The sequence below is a fragment of the Trueperella bialowiezensis genome (assembly GCF_900637955.1).
GTDB classification, from domain to species: domain Bacteria; phylum Actinomycetota; class Actinomycetes; order Actinomycetales; family Actinomycetaceae; genus Trueperella; species Trueperella bialowiezensis.
On sequence record NZ_LR134476.1, the window covers coordinates 337,417 to 355,850 of the forward strand.

The following is an 18,434-nucleotide window of genomic DNA, read 5'->3' on the forward strand; positions in this document are numbered from 1 at the left end:
AGAACTAGGCTTCCACGACGGTCGGGATGATCATCGGCTTGCGGCGGAGCTTGCGCGCCACCCACCGGCCGATCACTCGGCGCATCGCCTGCTGCATGTGGTAAGTGGTCGACTGCGGGTCTGCCACCGATTCTTCGAGTGCCTCGCGGACGGCGGGCAGGATGTCATCGAAGACCGAGTCGTCTTCAGCCATACCGCGAGCCTGGATGTGTGGCCCGGAGAGCACGACGCGTTTGTGGGCGTCGACGACGGCGAAGATCGCCACGAAGCCTTCTTCGCCAAGCGTGATTCGCTCAGTGAGTTCAGCTTCCGTGATCTCGCCAACTGACGAGCCGTCCACGTACACGTATCCGACCGGCACTTGGCCGACGATCTTGGCTTCGCCGTCGGCCATGTCCACCACTGTGCCGTTGCGGGTGAGCAACACGTTTTCTTCCGGCACACCCGTGGAGACGGCCAGCTTACCGTTGGCGACCAGGTGACGCGGTTCGCCATGTGCGGGCATGACGTACTCGGGTTCGAGCAGGTTGTAGAGCACGAGCAGTTCGCCGGCACAGGCGTGGCCGGACACATGCACTTTGGCGTTACCCGAATGGACAACCTTTGTTCCGCGGGCGGTGAGCTGGTTGATGAGCCGGTTCACTGACTCTTCATTACCGGGGATGAGCGAGGAGGCAAAAATGACCGTGTCGTCTGGCCCCACCGAAATCGACTTGTGTTGCCCGGCGGCAATCCGCGCCACGGTTGCCATCGGCTCACCCTGCGAACCGGTAGACATGTATAGAACCTCGTGATCAGGCAGGTTATTGGCCTGGTTGAGATCGACGATGGTACCCTCCGGCGCAGACAGGTAACCGAGCTTGAGCGCGAGTCCCATGTTGCGCACCATCGAACGGCCCACGAAGCAGACCTTGCGGCCGTGCTTGGCCGCGGCGTCGATAACCATCTGGACGCGATGCACGTGCGAGGCGAACGAGGAGACGATCACTTTGCCGCGTGCTGCTCCGATGTGTTCGTCGAGTGCGAGCGCGATCGTTACTTCCGCGGGCACGAAGCCGGGTACTTCCGCGTTCGTGGAATCGACCATGAGAAGGTCGACGCCCGTGTCGTCAGCAACGCGCGCAAATCCACGCAAATCGGTGACTCGCCCGTCGAGAGGGAGCTGATCCATTTTGAAATCGCCGGTGTGGATGACAGTTCCGGCGTCGGTGTGAATGGCGACGGCGAGCGCGTCCGGGATCGAATGGCTGACGGCAATGAACTCCAGGTCGAATTTGCCGAGGTTTTCGACGTCGCCCTCGCGCACCACGAGCGAATAGGGCTTGATCCGGTGCTCTTCCAGTTTCGCTTCCACAAGGGCGATGGTGAGCTTGGAGCCGATGAGCGGAATGTCTTTGCGTAGGCGCAGCAGGTACGGGACGGCCCCGATGTGGTCCTCGTGGCCGTGGGTGAGCACGATCCCGTCGATGCGGTCGAGCTTGTCTTTCAGATAGTCGAAATCGGGCAAGATGAGGTCCACGCCCGGCTGGATCACCTCGGGGAAAAGCACGCCGCAGTCGACGATGAGGATACGGCCGTCAATTTCGAACACGGCCATGTTCCTGCCCACTTCTCCGATTCCGCCAAGCGGAACAATACGAAGGGTTCCCGGCTCGAGGGCTGGAGGGTCAACTAACTCGGAAAGATGTTGCGTAGTCACGCCCCCATTGTGTCACGCTTTACCGTCCGCGGGAATTCGGGCACCCCGAAAGCCCGCTGTAGTGCCAGCTCATGTGCGGGGATCGCGGGTGGTTCAGATGACCGCAGGCTTAAATGTAGCCGTCAGCTTGGAGCGCCGAACGAAGCTTGGCAATCTCGGCTTCTGATGCGCCAACGAGCGGCAGGCGAACAGCGGCCGACGGGATCACGCCCATCAGCTTCATCGCTTCCTTCGCCATGACTGCCCCCTGGCCGCCGCCCATGATCGCATCAATAATCGGCGCCTGTGCGGTGAACTCGGCGCGCGCTGCGGGTAGATCCCCGGCGTCGACCTCATCAACCAACGCTCGTAAACTGGAGGCGATAACATGGCCGGCCACAGACACGACGCCGGAACCACCGTGTGCGAGCCAGGCGAAGTTCAGCGCGTCGTCGCCAGAATAGTACTCCAAGCCCGTACGTGAAATACGTTCGAAGCCCTGCGGCACGTTACCCGTGGCGTCCTTGACTGCCTTGATCTGCGGGTGTTCGGCCAGCCTGTCCAGCGTGTCGTCAGAGATCGCTACACCGGTACGGCCCGGGATGTCGTAGACCATGACGGGCAGGTCCGTAGCGTTGGCAACCGCAACAATGTGCTGGTAGACGCCCTCTTGTGAGGGGCGGTTGTAGTACGGGGAGACAACGAGCAGGCCTTCCGCGCCCGATTCCTGCGCACCTTTCGCGATGCGCACGGCATGTGCCGTGTCATTCGAACCTGCGCCCGCGATAATCATCGCGCGATCCCCGATCGCAGCTTTGACTTCACGAACCAGTTCGTTCTTCTCCGGCTGATGGGTGGTCGGCGATTCACCCGTGGTGCCAGACAGCACGAGGGCGTCGCATCCATCGTTGACCAGCTTGTTTGCAACCTTAACGGCGCTATCGATGTCAATCGAGCCATCCGGATGGAATGGGGTCACCATTGCCACGGAGACTGAACCAAATGAACGTGAAGGTAGTTGAGCCATGCACTCATACTAATCGGAAAGGAGCCGGGTGGTTAGATGTTTCGAAATTCGGAAGCGTCAATGGAACAATGGGCGTGTGAGTTTAAGAACTGTACGCCCAGCTCGTAGTGCCGACGCGCTCAGTGTCGGCCAGTTGCAGTCCGCTGCCATGTTTGAAGCGATTAGCGCGGGGATGGATCGGCGCGCCTCAGACGCGGTGCGCGCCCAGCTCGAAGTGGGCAGCCTTGCCACCACCTGGCAAGCAACAATCGAGAACCTTCCCTCCCCCGATCACCACGTGCTCGTTGCCACAGACGACGGCGCCGTGGAGGGCTTCGCGGCCGTCGCCCCGGCTGCACCGATGATTTTGGACGGCGACGACGCCGATGGGCTCGACGCCGAAACCGGCGAGCCGCGCGTTGCCTACGAGATTACGAACTTTCACGTGCCCATGGCGCATTCCGGTAAGGGGCACGAAGCACGGCTACTCGCAGCGATTACCGACACCGTGACGGACGCTACCGAAATCCACACGTGGGTAATTGCCGGCTACGACCAGCTCACCCACCTGCTCAGCGGCTCAGGATTCGCGCCGCGGCCAATCCGGCGGGTCGCTGATGTCGACGGCGCAGAGATCGCCGAACACCTGTGGTGGACCACCCTCACCGATCGCGAATCCTAGGCGGCGCAGTCACTACGCCAGCAGTGCGCGCAGCTCGGCCGCACTCAACGCGCCCGTGCCGACCCCGCCGTCGTCGGAAATAACAGCGAGCAGGCGCCGCTTGGCATCCTGTAACGCAACCACCTTCTCCTCAATGGTGCCGCGGGAGACCAGCCTGTAGACGTGGACGGGCCTCGTTTGGCCGATGCGATGCGCGCGGTCGACAGCCTGCTCCTCGGCGGCCGGATTCCACCACGGATCGGTGAGAATCGCGTAGTCAGCCATCGTCAGGTTGAGCCCGGTGCCACCAGCCTTCAGCGAAATGAGGAAGATCGGTGCCTCACCCTCCTGAAAGCTACGAATGAGCTTAGGCCGGTGACGAGTGGTGCCATCAAGGTAAAGATAGGCGATTCCTTCAGCATCCAGCCGCTTAGCGATCAGCTTCAAGAACCGCGTGAACTGGCTGAACACGAGCGCGTTGTGCCCTTCAGCCACGAGGTTCGCAAGTAGCGGAATGAGCTCGTTGATCTTCGACGGCGGAGCCGCCGAACTTTCATCTGCAAGGCGCGGATCAATCGCCAGCTGGCGCAGCCGGGTGAGTGCAGACAGGATTTCGATCCGGTCGTCATCGCTCAAGCCAAGCACGCGCTGGCGTTCCTTTTCCAGGTGGACGTCATACATCCGGCGATGCTCTGCGGCAAGATCGATCTTCAACACCTGCTCCTGCTTGGGCGGCAGATCGAGTGCGACGGCGCTCTTTGTGCGCCTCAAAAAGAACGGCGAGATGCGCCGCCGAAGCGTGGCCATCAGCTCCTCGCCAGCTTTTTCCTCCTCGGATGTGCTGGGCGCTCCCTGACTGCCATCCCGTGACGTGCCTTGGCTGGCCCCGCCGCTAAGCCCTGCAGCTTTCTCGATCGGTTTGCGGAACGTGTCGCCGAACTTCTCCGAACTACCCAGCAGCCCCGGTGCAGACAGCGTGAACATCGCCCACAACTCCTGCAGGTTATTCTCAATCGGCGTGCCCGTCACCGCGAAAACTGTGGGCGCCCCGAGGTTCTTAGCAGCCGCGAACCCCTTCGACCTGTAATTCTTGACGTTCTGCGCCTCATCCAAGACCAGCCCAGTAAAGCCAAGACTGCGATACTCCTCATCTTCCAGGCGCAGTAGCGTATAGGAGGTCACCACGATATCGGCGCCCTCCACCACCTCCGCTAGGCTTGCCTGCCGCCGCTTCGCCGTCGACTCAATAACGACGACGTTGAGGCTCGGCGTAAACTTGGCAGCCTCAGCAGCCCAATTCCCCACCACAGATGTGGGCGCGACGACGAGCCACGGCCCGCTCTCCGGCTGGCGCTGCCGATCTCGGAGAATCATGGCAAGGATCTGCAGGGTTTTGCCCAGCCCCATGTCGTCAGCCAGCACTCCCCCAAGCCCCGAATCACGCAGGTGAGCCAACCATTCGAAGCCCTCCTTCTGGTAGGGGCGCAAGGTCGCATTCAAACCTTTCGGCAGTTCGACGGGTTCGGGATCCTTAACGGTGCGGACGGCGTCAAACCAGGCGTGCTCCGAAGCTGCGACCACGTCAAGGTCAAGCAGTTCCTCCCACCATGACCTACGCACTTTCGGTACCCGCACACCCGATTCCCGGTAGCCTCCCAAGTTGCGCGCCTCATCAATGAGTGCGCTCAACTTGGTAAGGTCGGGTGACGTCAGATCCACATACGCCCCGTCAATGAACGTGTAGTCCATCCCTTCGACGATCGGACCAATCACATCGCGCAGCTTCACTTCCGTGCCATCAACCGTGATGCGCAGTCTCAGATCAAGCCAGTCACGCCCCTCGTCCACATCGGCGTCAACCTGCAACTCGCTCGCGCGGCGGAACTCCGGGATCAGAAAATCGACAACACGGACCCTTTCCGCATTCAGCCGATCAATAAGTTCGCGCAATGAAAGCAAGCTCTCGCCTTGAAGCTGAAACTCCCCCAACAGTTGCTCGTCTACGATCTCTGGGAAAATATCCGCAACAATCGGCGTAATCTTCTCCAGAATCGGGCGTTCTTTGGCCACATCACGCGGGTAGTCCGGCTCTGACCACAGTGGTACTGCATCAAAAACAGTCAGATCCGACGCTTCATATACCCACGACCACACGCCAGCCACCTTCGGATCGTCGTCAGCACCCACCGGGTTGAGCTTCAGCATGAGGGTCGGCTCCGGCGATGGTGGTGGCGTGTAGTTCGTGGTCTCGAACCGATCGGCAATCAACGGGTAATACGTCGTGTCAAACGTGCGCCGCTCCGAGGCGGGCACAACGATCTTTTCGCTTTTCAGCTGGTCCCATTCCGTGCTCGGAACCGGATCAAACCAGGCAAGGTGGAGTTCGCCGTCGTACCACATCGCAGCTTGGGCTGGTTTCCCGATCGTTACGGCATCGGAGGGCACGCGCGGGTGACGCGTGTATGCGGAAAGGGTGAGCACGCCGTCGTCGCGAAGCTCCATCACCGGCTCCACAGGATCAGGATCTATGATGACGGGCGCCTGCTCCAACCCCGAAATAAGAGCTACCCCAGCGTCAAGAACATCGCGTAACGCCTGCCCGAGCAACCCAGATTTCACGCTGGTCAGCGACAGCTTATTCATCCGCGCATAGGACGCCACCCCAGTTTCACAGACCTCGATGAGCTGCCGTACCACCTCCACGTGATCCCGGCGAATCCCAGACGCCACACCATAGCGCACATCATTGATCGACACGCCGGTTTTAATCCAGCGTCCGCGCTTACCCATTCGCATCGGAACAAGAGACACGCTGCCTTGATGACGGTACTGCTGCCAGGCGGGAACCTCCGGATTGAGAGGTGTAGGAGCCGTAAACTCGACAGCCAAAGCCAACGCTTGCAGCTCTTGTGAAGTATCAGGAAATACCTGCTCTAACATCCGTTGCCACTTAGGAGTGACGTTAAGGTTGCTCGCCGTCGTTACACCTAATGCCCCGATACCGAAAGCAATGTAGAACGCGCTTACACAATGCTTACAGTTATACGCGACCGGGCATGTGCACGAGCCGTCGAAAACCTCCAGCTGCCCATCGCTCAGCACGTAGTCAATCGACTGGCGGTAATAGTTGTTGCCAGAACCTTCCGTGATCGCAGTGATCGTGGCGCCGTCGTTCTCAAGAACTATCGACCGATTCTGGGTAGCATACGCCGTTCCGCGTAGGACTGACCTATAGTCGACGAAATATTCGATCCCAAAAGTCTCCGCCATGAGTCAGCCCTACGCGCCGTAAAATGTTTGCTTAAATGTCAAGAAGCGCCTCGAGCCCGTAGGTGAGCCCTGGCCGTTCAGCAACGTTGCGCACCGCGAGCAAGACGCCCGGCATGAACGAATCCCTGCCGAACGAATCTTGCCGGATGGTCAGCTGTTCGCCCGGATTACCGAAAAGAATCTCCTCGTGTGCATACAGCCCGCGCAGGCGAACGGCGTGTACGTGAACGCCATCGATCACGCCACCGCGGGTGCCTTCCGGATCCGTTTCCGTGGCATCCGGGCTGGGTGCGATCCCAGCCTCGCGGCGCACCTGGCCGATCCGGCGCGCAGTCGTGGTCGCCGTGCCCGAAGGGGCATCCACCTTATCCGGGTGATGAAGTTCGATGACTTCCACGGATTCAAACATCGTGGCAGCCTTTTCCGCAAACGCCATGGCAAGCACGGCTGACAGGGCATAGTTCGGCGCAATAATGACGTTCTTGCCCACTTGTTTCGCGTGTTCGGCCACTTTGGCCAGGCGCTCGTCCGTCCAGCCCGTTGTGCCGACGACGGCGTGGGCACCGGCGTCGAGGATCGCGTGCACGTTCGCATCCGTAGCACTTGGCACGGTGAACTCAACAACCACTTGAGCACCGCGCAAGGATTCGGCGTCGATCACATCGCCCACGTCCAACTTCGCCACCAGCTCCATATCGCCGGCGCCCTCCACCGCCTCACACACCGATTTACCCATGCGCCCAGCGGCACCTACAACTGCGACCTTCATCGCCACTCCCCTCGTTCGCACGCGCTGCGATCGTGCAACGCGCTGTTTGGTATTAGCCTAGCGTGCAGGTCCGACAGTCATCACTGACCGCGCCCTGGCCGCACACTCTTGCGCACACGCCTGAATATCCTCGGCGGTCACCTCGCGTGCCTGGTCTAGCACTTCGTCGATGGTCCGTAGGCTACCCCGCACAGTTTCTGCGAACGCGATCCGCGAACGCCTAAATGACGTGTTTTCGATAGCGAAGATGAGCCGGGCACGCCGCTGGCGGAACGCCGTCTCTACTTCTTCGGCGCTCACGCCATCGCTCGCGATCTCATCAAGGCAATCACCCATAATCTGTGCGACTTTCTGGGTGCTCTCCGGTGCACACTGGGCAGACATCGCGAAAATACCGCCCTCATGGTAGGAAGCCGACCACGCATAGGTGGAATAGGCCAGCCCGCGCTTTTCACGCACTTCCCGGAACAAGCGGGAGGACTGCCCGCCGCCCAAGATGGTCTCAAGTGCAGCCAGGACTGAATCATTTTTGTCACTCAGCCGCTTACCGGGCATACCAACCACAACGGCACTTTGCCGCCCCGGCCGCTCCATGAATTCTTCGCAGCCAGCCGTGTAGACGACATCGGCAACCTTGCGCCTAGCCACCGGAGCTCGATCAGGCAGCTGCCAACCAGCCGCCTCAACCAAAGTGCTCACCATCGCACATAATTCTTGGTGATTAACCGCGCCGGCGGCCGACACAACGAGTTCCCCGGCGTGATAGTTTGCCCGATAGTGTTCAACAAGATGTTCGTGGTCGAGTGCCGTCACCGTTTCGTGCGTGCCACCAATCGGACGCGCCTGCGGATGGCTACCCATGACGAGGCGCTGGATTTCGGTTTCGGCCACCTGGGCCACGTCATCGTCCGAGGCTGCCAACTCTTCCAGAATAACCTGGCGTTCCAGCTCCATGTCTTCCGGCTTCAGCGTAGATCGCGCGATCATATCCACCAAAAGTTCCAGCAACTGTGGCAGATCACTTTGGAACACCCGCCCGTAATAAACAGTGTAAGTTCGCGACGTGGCAGCGTTAAGCGTGCCGCCCAGATAGTCTCCGAGCGCCGAAATGTCCTCGGCACTACGCGTGTCCGTGCCCTTAAACATGAGGTGTTCAAGGAAGTGAGTAGACCCTTCCGTGCCCGGGCGCTCATCACGAGACCCCACTCCCACGCCGATCCCCAGCGCAACCGACTTTTGCCCCGGCACATTCTGCGTGATCACGCGAATGCCACATGGGAGCACGGTACGTTCGGTGAGGACCCCATCGTCATCAAATCCGATACTTCCCGGAATATCCAAAGGTAGTTCAATCATCGTTGCTCATTGTACGTGCTTGGCTCGCGCCTTCACCACTGACGTTACGTGAGATAGAGACGCGAAAGGGCCGGCCCAACCGGGCCGGCCCCTCACGATCAGCAACTAGAACAGTTACTATTCGCCTTACTCCTCGTCGGAGCTTTCTTCACGCGTGCGCGTGCGGGTGCGGCGCCTGCGTTCACCACGCTGGCCACCCTGGCGATCGCCACGGCCACCGCGGCGGCGGGGGCGCTCGTCTTCTTCAGCCTTGTTCTCGGCCTCGGCAGCCAGCTGCTCTTCGGTCAGTACAGCGTGCAGCGAAAGCTTGCCGCGCTCGTCGATTTCAGCGAGCTCGACCTCGACCTTATCGCCAACGTTGAGCACGTCTTCCACCGCGTCGATGCGCTTGCCACCCACGAGGCGGCGCACCTGCGAAATGTGCAGCAGGCCGTCCTTGCCCGGCGAGAGCGAAATGAATGCACCGAACGTGGTGGTCTTGACGACCGTGCCCACGAAACGCTCGCCCACTTCCGGCATCTGCGGGTTGGCAATCTGGTTGATCGTCTCGCGTGCAGCTTCGGCGGCGGAACCGTTGTCGGCGCCAATGAATACCGTGCCGTCGTCTTCAATCGAGATTTCCGCACCGGTATCTTCCTGGATCTGGTTGATCATCTTGCCCTTCGGGCCGATGACTTCACCGATCTTGTCAACCGGGATCTTCACGGAGATGATGCGCGGGGCGGTCTCGGCCATTTCGTCTGGTTCAGGCTGTGCCTGCTCCATGAGGTCGAGGATCGCGATGCGCGCGTCGTGTGCCTGCTGCAAAGCGGCAGCGAGCACCTGGGCCGGAATGCCGTCAAGCTTGGTGTCCAGCTGGAGGGCCGTCACCATGTCGCGGGTACCGGCAACCTTGAAGTCCATGTCGCCAAGCGCGTCTTCCGCACCGAGGATGTCGGTGAGCGCAACGTAGCGCTGTTCGCCGTCAATCTCGCCGGAGATCAAGCCCATGGCGATACCTGCCACAGGAGCCTTCAGCGGAACGCCAGCATTGAGCAGCGAGAGCGTGGACGCACACACGGAGCCCATCGACGTCGAACCGTTCGAGCCGAGCGCCTCGGAGACCTGGCGGATCGCGTACGGGAACTCCTCACGCGAGGGCAGCACGGGCACGAGCGCACGTTCGGCGAGCATACCGTGGCCGATTTCGCGGCGCTTGGGCGAGCCCACACGGCCGGTTTCGCCGGTCGAGTAGGGCGGGAAGTTGTAGTGGTGCATGTAGCGCTTGGACGTGATCGGGTTGAGGTTGTCCAGCTGCTGTTCCATCTTGAGCATGTTCAGCGTGGTCACACCCAGGATCTGGGTTTCACCGCGCTGGAACAGTGCGGAGCCGTGCACGCGCGGCAACACCTGAGTTTCCGCCGTGATCGTGCGGATCTGGTCGGGGGCGCGGCCATCCATGCGCACGCCTTCCGTGAGCACGCGGCGGCGCATGGCCTGCTTCCAGTGCTCGTTGACCGCCAGGGCGAGCGGCTGCTCACGCTCTGGGAATTCTTCAGACAGTTCGGCAACGATCTTGTCGGTCAGTTCGTTCAGGGCGTCGTCGCGCTCATGCTTGTCAACAATCCCCCACAGTTCTTCGAACTCGGAGTCGACCTTCTTGCCAACCGCTTCGAATTCTTCGTCTTCGTAGGGCAGGAAGCGTGGCAGGTCTAGTTCGTCCTTGCCTGCCTGCTTGACGAGTTCGATCTGGGCTTCACACAGCACACGAATGTGCTTCTTCGCAGCTTCAAGGCCTTCTGCCACGGTTTCTTCGGTGGGCTTCGCGCCGCCGTCTTCGATGTTGGCGAGCACGTCGTCGCCAGCTTCGGCTTCAACCATCATGACGGCGATGTCGTCGCCCACAATCCGGCCAGCCACAACCATCTGGAACGTGGCTTCCGGCAGTTCGCTGAACTTCGGGAAGGCAACCCACTCGCCGTCGATCAGCGCCAAGCGGACCGAGCCGATCGGGCCGGAGAACGGGATTCCGGACAGCTGGGTGGACGCCGAGGCGGCGTTCATCGCGACGACGTCGTAGGCCTCGTCCGGGTGCACCGAGAACACGGTGGCCACGATCTGTACCTCGTTACGCAGGCCCTTAACGAAAGCCGGGCGTAGCGGGCGGTCGATGAGCCGGCAGGTGAGGATGGCGTCCGTCGTCGGGCGGCCTTCACGGCGGAAGAACGAGCCCGGGATGCGGCCTGCTGCGTACTGGCGCTCTTCCACGTCAACCGTCAGCGGGAAGAAGTCGAAGTGCTCGCGCGGCTGATTCGAAATAGCCGTGGTTGCGAGCACGGTGGTCTCGCCGTCAAGGTAGGCGAGTGCCGAGCCGGCGGCTTGGCGGGCAAGCAGGCCGGTTTCAAAGCGAATGGTGCGGGTGCCGCGCGAGCCATTGTCAATGACTGCTTCGGCAAATTTTACGTCTGGACCCTCCATGGATCTCCTTTTCTGTTGCCCCGCGGCCTTCGATCATCACCCTCGCTGCGTGTGAGCGCTGGCCACAACCGAGGACCGACGGGAATCTTCTAACGAGAATCGGCCCGCTCCTAAAGGTGCGGGCCGAGGTAGCATCTAGCGGCGCAAGCCGAGACGCTTAATAAGATCACGGTAGCGTTCGATGTCTTCGTTTTGCAGATAGGTCAGAAGACGCTTGCGCTTACCGATGAGGAGCATCAGCCCGCGGCGCGAGTGGTGATCGTGCTTGTGGGTCTTGAAGTGTTCCGTGAGCTCGGAGATGCGAGCCGACAGGAGTGCAACCTGGACCTCCGGAGAGCCGGTATCGCCCTCGTGAGTCGCGTACTCCTTGATGATTTCGTTCTTACGCTCCTTAGAAAGAGCCATACGATTCTCCTTTTTGTCTCGTTGCACGGAGCCCGGGGCATGTTCTCCCGAGCGATGACGCTCCGTGGCCGATCAAACGGCTACACAAGCCTAGCACCATCCTCGCAGCACACCATCGCCAAGTTTGGGTGATTTACGCCTCTACCTGGGCAGCTAGCGGCGGCCTGCCGTTAGTGGGCGGTGACGTCGTCGGGATTAACCCGGTACGAGACTGGGACGCCGAGGATTTCGGCGCTTTTGCGCAGGTCGTCGTCCATTTGAGCTTGGAGGGCTTCCACCGAGTCGAGTTTGACCATCGGGCGCACATAGTCGACGAAGTCGATGGCGATTTCTTCACCGTACAGGTTGAGGTCGGCTCGCCCGAGCGCGTGGGCTTCCACGGTGCGCTGTTCGCCGTCGAACTGTGGGTTCGTGCCGATTGAGATTGCGGCGGGCAGGTGGACGGTGGCGGTGGAGCCGGGTACGCGGCGGACGATCCAACCGGCGTAGACGCCGTCGCGCGGCACCTCTCCTACGCCTTCGCCGGGTAGGTTGGCCGTGGGGAAGCCGAGTTCGCGGCCGCGTTTGAAGCCGTGCTGAACGACCCCGCGTAGGCGGTGTGGGCGGCCGAGCACTTTGGCTGCCCCGCGCACGTTCCCCGCGTCAAGAAGTTCGCGGATCCACGTGGAGGAAAAGCGCCGCCCGGTTGTTCCTTCGAGGTCGTCAAGTAGTGTGACGCTGAGGCGGCCTGCGCCGTAGTTGCACAGGAAAGCGCCGTCGCCTGCGTTGTTGCGGCCGAACCGCACGTCCTCCCCCACGACTACGGCTTTCGCGCCGAGTTTTGCGATGAGTTGGTCGTCGATGAAGTCTTCGGGCGTGGTTTGCGCATAGTCGAGGTCGTATTGTTGGATGACGACGACGTCGATGCCGGCCGCTTCGAGCATGTTAAGCCGGTCGTCGAGCGTGGTGATAAGGGGCAGCTCGGCGTCTGGCCGGTGGACGTGGCTGGGGTGCGGATCGAAGGTGAGTGCAACGGCGTCGTACCCCAGTTCGCGTGCTTGGCGTACGGTTTCGGCGAGGACGGCGTGGTGGCCGCGGTGAACGCCGTCGAAGACGCCGATGGTCACGACGGACGGGCCGAGGCGGTAGCCGTCGGCGCTGTGAATGACTTTCATGCTGTTAGATCCCGCGTAGGCCTAGTTGCTGGCGGCCTTCCGAGCGATCTTGGGGCGCGTCTACCGGGGTGTTTTCGGTGTGTTGGCCTGCGCGTTTACCTTTACCGCCGCACTGGCACCGCCCACCGCCACCGCAGCCGCCGCGGCCACGCCCTCGGCCGTGACCGTGTCCGTGGCCGTGGCCTTTGCCGTGTCTGCCGCATCCACATCCGTTATTGCTCATGCGGCTATGGTAGCCGAAGCGCGGATCGCTCAGGCAAGTTGGGTTACCGAAACGTGCCGACAACGGCAGACACAAGCTCGATTACAGGGAATGATCCTCCTGCGCACGATAGCAATGTGGCGCACAGTTCTTGTTTATTGTTGTTTATTTTGTTTATTCTTGTTTATTTTGCTTATTTGGGCTTTGACCTGCGGGAACGCCATCGTGCGGGTACCCACCTGCGAGCGCCCGCACAGCACAACGTGGCTGGCAAACTACCGAATACCGCCGCCTGAGCCTCCACCGGACGAGCCTCCGCCGCCGCCCACCGACGACGATCCGCCGCGGCCCGACGACGAGCTACTACTCGAGCTAGAGCTACTGGTGGTGGCTGCGGTGTAGACGTCGTCCATTTTGTTGGAGAAGTAGGTTCCTGTGGCGACGGCGGTGGTCGAGATGCTGGTCTGCTGCCCGTATGCGGGGTCCACGATGTTGAACTGTTTGGCGACTTCTTCAGCGATGCCGAGGTAGCCTGCCCAGATCATGTACGCGTCCCATAGGAGCACGTTTGAGGCTGCACGCTCGTTGAGGAGGGAGAAGTCACGCAAATAGTTTTTGAATCCGTCGATCTTGTTGCGCATGTCTTTGCCAGCTGGCGTGAGCGGGAATTCCTTCTTCGTGTAGCTGATGAAGAATACTCGTTCTTTTTTCTCGACGACCGTACGTAGTCCGAGTTCCACCTGCCGCTGGCGGGAGTAATTGAACGCCGCGGTTTGCCATTTGGATACTTCGGAGGTGTTCTTGCGAGTGAATTTTTCGATTTCTTTGCGTTGCAAGATGCCGTCATCGCGCGCGGCTCGAACAATGAAGTCCCAGTATGTGGCTTCGACGTCGGAATGCAGTTGGGGCATGTGGACGATGGCGAAGGCTGCTTCTTCGCGTTTGAACACCCATCCCGCTTCGTGTTGCACTTCGCGGAGTGCGCCTTCGTGGATCCACTTGAGTAATAGTGCGGTGGCGAGGTCAGGTAGTGCGTAGCCGCGCAGGGTGTAGATGTCTGTGATCGGGCCGTCGTAAGGGACTTCTCGCCAATATTCGCTTTCAGCTCTGGGGGTTCTTGGCCCACTCTGAGCACTGCCTGCCGACTTTGACCGCTTCGGCCGCAGCATGTTCCAAAACGCCACCAAGAAGGCCCAGCCCACATAGCCGAGGATCCCGAAGATTACAAGCCCACCAATCACTGTGATGGCCTTGGAAAAGAGCTCGGCGCTATCCCAATTAAAAGGGTTTGAGTTATCCCAATCGGAGCCCTCTTTCGCGCGCTCGATTAAAGCCTCGGTGTCTTCAGGCCGACTGACGTTGGATGTGAAAAGAGGTTCGGGGAAGATGGCAAGCATCGTCATATGGTTATTGGTTTTGATCGGCTTGGAAGTGATTAAACGCAGCGAGTTTGCGGTGATTTCCGATTCGCCTTCGTATCCAAATCCCCATATTCGCGTGTTTTCCTGCGTATGCGTGACTCCCACGGCGTTCCGTACCGAGATCTTGGCGGATCTCGTATCGGTCATGTTTCGCGGCAGGAACTGCCAGTACACCGTTTGAGCGCCGTCGGAGAGCGTGTAGACGAAGTTGGTGACGGTGTACGTCATGACGGCCGTATGTTTGCCGTATTCGCCGAAGCCGAAGCTTAGTTCGTACCCGTCACCCGTGTCGACGACGCCGGACTTGCCCGCCTTTTCTTGACGGCTTGCGTTCACGTCCCAGTCACCGATGTCGGTGAGTGGCTGGCCGTCTAGCACGACGGAAAAGCTGTGAACGTCGGAGTCACGCAGGTTGCCGATCGATATGTAGTGCTCGGAACCTTCCGTGGCTTCGAACGTGCGCGTGTCGGTGATAATGGCCGATCCGTCTGCTTGGATTTCGGCGTCGATGTCGATCGTGTGGATCTCGGACGCTCCTGCTACGGGAGCGGTTGTGATGATGAGGAACGCGGCTACGAGGGCCGCCCACAGTGCTCTCATGACCTGGACAGCGCTCTCATGACCAGGTGGGCATTTCGGATTTGCCGGGCTGGTTTGCGAAGTATTCTTCGTGGCGGAAGCCGAACAGCGCTCCGACGATCATGGATGGGAACTGTGAACGGTAGCGGTTGAGCTTGGTGACCGTGTCGTTGTACATCATGCGCGAGTAGCGGACGTTGTCTTCATACTTTTGCACCGCGTTCATCGCTGAGGAGTAGGTTTCCGACGCACGTAGCTCGGGATAGTTTTCGGCGAGCGCGTTGATTCTGGCCAGTGCGCTTGCGAAGACCTGGTCGTCTCGTTCTACCGTGCTGGGCGTGGAGTCCGGGCGAACAGGAACGCGTTGCGCGGTGACTTCGCGTAGCGTCTGGGCCTCGTGCTGGGCATACTGCTGAGCTGCAGCAATGACGGAGGTCAGTGCGTCCCATCGGGATTCGATTTGGGTTGCGATCTGACCCATCGCGTTGCGAACGTTTTCGCGGTATCGCACAAAGGTGTTGTAGGTGGCCACTACCCATACGATGAGCAGGACGACTACGACGCCTGCAATCAGTAAAGCAATATTAGAGCTCATACAAAAATTATCGCACAGCCGGCTGGACGACGTTGGTGTAATTCCATTCAGTAAGAGAGCCCAAAGCAGTAGCATGCGCCATTCTCGGCACACGTTATTGGGAATGGTTCCAAAGATTTGTGCGCCGCATTGAAGTTGCTGTCATTTCACGTGCTAGACCACGAAATGCTCAACCGTTCACCTCCGCCGATCAGAGCACGCGTTTCTTTCGGTTTAAAGCTGCTCTAAGATCGAAAAGAACCGTGATCGGTTCAGCGCCCCGTCCAACGGTTCCATTCCGTCTCGGAATACCATGTAATAACGGAACTTGTCACCCGCTAGAGCTTCCCACTTCCTGCCGAGCTTGAGCTTACGCCGAGAGTCATCGTTCTTGAGTTGCTCGCCTTTAGCCTCAACCACGACGACGGTTCCACTATTGGTCATCACAATGAAGTCGGGGTAGTGATTAAACGGCCCGTTGAGCACAAATCCTTTACGTTCGATGTTGCGATGCCACCACCGAACATTTGGCATGCCAGAGAACCGGCCTGCGAACTCCACCTCATCGTTATTCATGCGATCTTCAGCCTCATAAAGCGAGCCGCCAATCAAAGTGCTCGCGCGGATGGGCTGAATAACCATTGGCATCTTGTACGTGCAACGAACATCGATGCGTCGAGTCTCGATATATTCATAGAATTTTTTGATTTTGTGTTCTTCGAGTAAAGCCTTGATTTTCTTACGAATCAAGTCAGACACCACGCTGGGTTTTTCTTGATAGGTGAGTAAATCTTCAGCTTCGAAGTTGTCAGCAATCCTATTGATGTAATTGCGCAGGTCGGCATCATAAACAGAATTGATGGGCTTAAGCCGCTCGTAGATAGCCTCAGCAGCGTTGCGCTTCTGCGACTCCACACTGAGTCTGCTGAAGTGTTCCCGCATTATCTTTTGATCAATAGCACTCATTCGAAAGGCGCGTGGCACATCAGCATTGTTTTTGACATCGATCCGGTACATCTGCTCATCTGCGATGGTGAGGTCAAGCTGAATGTCTTTATCACGAAGCACGAAGTCGGTAGCTAACGCTTCATTTCGAAGAAGATCCACACCGTCCTTTCCGGTAGAGAACAACGCTGACGGAGGAGTCTGAATCACAAACTGCGGAAGCTTTAACTTGGAAACTTCCTCTCGATAATCAGCAATCATTGGTGTGCTATCCACGGCTTCCTCCAAATCCGAGGGAACAAAATCATCACCAAGCTGCGCAGCCTTTGCAGCCTCATGCTCGTAGTCCGCCCCTTGTTGAACAGCGCGGTCAAGCATCGAAGCCAAACCAGGACCCTTACCGTTCGGCCCGGTCTCGCTGCTTTCCGACGAGCCTCTCTGCTCCAGCCCGGTAGCGACTTCATTCTCATCGAAGTCAAGGAACTCCTCGTCAGCAGTTTCAGATCCATCTTGTGGTTCCTCGACCTGAGGCTGAAAGGCTGGCGCAGTTGTTTCAGGGGTGAGGTCAAGCGTCTCGTCATCGGTGGCGCGGAAGTCCCGTTTGGAGAATCCAGCGCTATTTAGTCCGGCGATGATTTGCTCAAGTGTGGTATTAAAATCATTTGACGATGTCAACACGTAACTCATGTTCAACAGTTGGTTACGTTGTCTGGTCGCGTGGGGCTGGCGGAGTACTCGACCCAGAATCTGTTCCACATCTACCTGACTCGTCTTATTCGCAAGAGAAGCCAAAATGTAAGCGAACGGGCAATCCCAGCCCTCCTTAAGCGCATTAACCGTGATGATGTAGCGGATCTCGCACTCAGGGCTCAGCAGATCCACGCCTTTAAGCTCATTAATGCTAGCCGTCTTGATCGCGATCTGTTCTTCAGGGATTCCAGTGCCAACTAGCTTCTCACGAAGCTTCTCGAATGAGGTGGCGTCCTCGCCGGTCTTAGGCTGAGCCTGGAACAGCACTATCGGACGGATATAGCGGCCACCTTGCTCCTGTTGCTGAATGGATGCAACCTCAAGTGATTGCCGTAGATCAATCGCGTCAGTGATAACTTCGGCCTGCGATGACCTGTTATATGCAATCACCGGAAGCTTGACCATGTTCTCGTTCTTCAACGCTAACGCATCAACGTAGGAGATAATGTTCGACTGTTTCTTCGGGGTGGCCGTCAAGTCAAGAATGAACGCTGGATTGAAATTCTCCAGCATCTCATGGCTTAGCGTGCTGGTGGCGTGGTGAGATTCATCTACGATCACCACCGGGTTAAGTTGATTAATCACCTGAAACAGCGCAGTCTCATCAGCATTCACAATCGGCTGCTCAGGAGTTCCAAAAGCAGTAGCAAAAGGTGCCAAGTTGCCATTGGCTTGATACGCCTTGCGACCATCTTTACGGTTAGCACGGAACGAATCATAGGACAGCACCATCACCGACAGCTGCTCAGCAACCGCAGCAGGACTGAAGTTCTGACCAGCGAGCAGCTCTTCCTTCGAGTACACTTCCACCCGGCCGCTAAAATCCTTATTCAGCCGTTGCCGGTAAGGATGATGAGGATCTTTCAAAGCAGCCAGCGTTTGGGTCAAAATCGCATCAGATGGCACCAACCACACCACCGCGCGATACCGCACCGACGCCAACGCATCAAAGATTGGCTTCACCGACGCACACGCCAAGAATGTCTTACCACCACCGGTCGGTACCTTGTAACACACGTGCGGGACTCCGTCGATGATGTTCTGATAGCCGGGGATGCCACTCCTACCAACCGGAATCTGGCGCGACTCCCAATACGCAGTAAAAGCCTTATCCAGGGATTCTTGGTCTTTCAGGTGTGCCAAGTAATCCGTCAAATCATTGATCACACGCTTTTGGTACTTCTTCAATTCCATGATTTAACTCCTG

At 58.9% G+C, this 18,434-nt stretch carries 13 protein-coding genes; 1 reads left to right on the plus strand and 12 read right to left on the minus strand.

Translation table 11 applies throughout. The features are described from left to right. Positions 1-4: 4 nt before the first annotated feature. Positions 5-1,699, minus strand: coding sequence for a ribonuclease J (locus EL234_RS01590; RefSeq protein WP_126415823.1), 1,695 nt, complete (start codon positions 1,697-1,699; stop codon positions 5-7). A gap of 109 nt (positions 1,700-1,808) precedes the next feature. After that, positions 1,809-2,705 carry a 4-hydroxy-tetrahydrodipicolinate synthase gene (gene dapA, locus EL234_RS01595; RefSeq protein ID WP_126415824.1) on the minus strand — a complete coding sequence of 299 codons (897 nt, stop codon included), beginning with the start codon at positions 2,703-2,705 and terminating at the stop codon, positions 1,809-1,811. Positions 2,706-2,781: 76 nt separating this feature from the next. Between dapA and EL234_RS01600 the strand changes: the two genes are divergently transcribed. Continuing rightward, the gene (locus EL234_RS01600) at positions 2,782-3,366 is read left to right on the plus strand and encodes a GNAT family N-acetyltransferase (protein WP_126415825.1); all 585 of its coding nucleotides are present in this window, start codon (positions 2,782-2,784) and stop codon (positions 3,364-3,366) included. Between the two features lie 12 nt (positions 3,367-3,378). Here the strand turns inward: EL234_RS01600 and EL234_RS01605 are convergent, their stop codons facing one another. From EL234_RS01605 to EL234_RS01650, 10 genes are all read right to left on the minus strand, one after another. Beyond that, the gene (locus EL234_RS01605) at positions 3,379-6,615 is read right to left on the minus strand and encodes a DEAD/DEAH box helicase (protein WP_126415826.1); all 3,237 of its coding nucleotides are present in this window, start codon (positions 6,613-6,615) and stop codon (positions 3,379-3,381) included. Between the two features lie 31 nt (positions 6,616-6,646). Further along, on the minus strand, positions 6,647-7,390 hold the full coding sequence (dapB, locus tag EL234_RS01610; protein ID WP_126415827.1) for a 4-hydroxy-tetrahydrodipicolinate reductase: 744 nt from the start codon (positions 7,388-7,390) through the stop codon (positions 6,647-6,649). 51 nt (positions 7,391-7,441) lie between these two features. After that, a complete protein-coding gene (locus tag EL234_RS01615) occupies positions 7,442-8,740 on the minus strand; it encodes a M16 family metallopeptidase (RefSeq protein WP_126415828.1) in 1,299 nt (432 codons plus the stop codon). 126 nt (positions 8,741-8,866) lie between these two features. Continuing rightward, a complete protein-coding gene (locus tag EL234_RS01620; RefSeq protein WP_126415829.1) occupies positions 8,867-11,197 on the minus strand; it encodes a polyribonucleotide nucleotidyltransferase in 2,331 nt (776 codons plus the stop codon). A gap of 135 nt (positions 11,198-11,332) precedes the next feature. Next, positions 11,333-11,602, minus strand: coding sequence for a 30S ribosomal protein S15 (gene rpsO, locus EL234_RS01625; RefSeq protein ID WP_126415830.1), 270 nt, complete (start codon positions 11,600-11,602; stop codon positions 11,333-11,335). Between the two features lie 170 nt (positions 11,603-11,772). Next, the gene (locus tag EL234_RS01630; protein WP_126415831.1) at positions 11,773-12,756 is read right to left on the minus strand and encodes a bifunctional riboflavin kinase/FAD synthetase; all 984 of its coding nucleotides are present in this window, start codon (positions 12,754-12,756) and stop codon (positions 11,773-11,775) included. Positions 12,757-12,816: 60 nt separating this feature from the next. Beyond that, a complete protein-coding gene (locus EL234_RS01635) occupies positions 12,817-12,963 on the minus strand; it encodes a hypothetical protein (protein WP_164712287.1) in 147 nt (48 codons plus the stop codon). A 270-nt stretch (positions 12,964-13,233) separates the two neighbouring features. Continuing rightward, positions 13,234-14,979, minus strand: coding sequence for a DUF2207 family protein (locus EL234_RS01640; protein ID WP_126415832.1), 1,746 nt, complete (start codon positions 14,977-14,979; stop codon positions 13,234-13,236). A 16-nt stretch (positions 14,980-14,995) separates the two neighbouring features. Next, positions 14,996-15,553: a LemA family protein gene (locus tag EL234_RS01645; RefSeq protein ID WP_126415833.1), complete on the minus strand. Its 558-nt coding sequence runs from the start codon at positions 15,551-15,553 to the stop codon at positions 14,996-14,998. 213 nt (positions 15,554-15,766) lie between these two features. Further along, positions 15,767-18,421 carry a DEAD/DEAH box helicase gene (locus EL234_RS01650; protein ID WP_126415834.1) on the minus strand — a complete coding sequence of 885 codons (2,655 nt, stop codon included), beginning with the start codon at positions 18,419-18,421 and terminating at the stop codon, positions 15,767-15,769. Positions 18,422-18,434 lie beyond the last annotated feature (13 nt).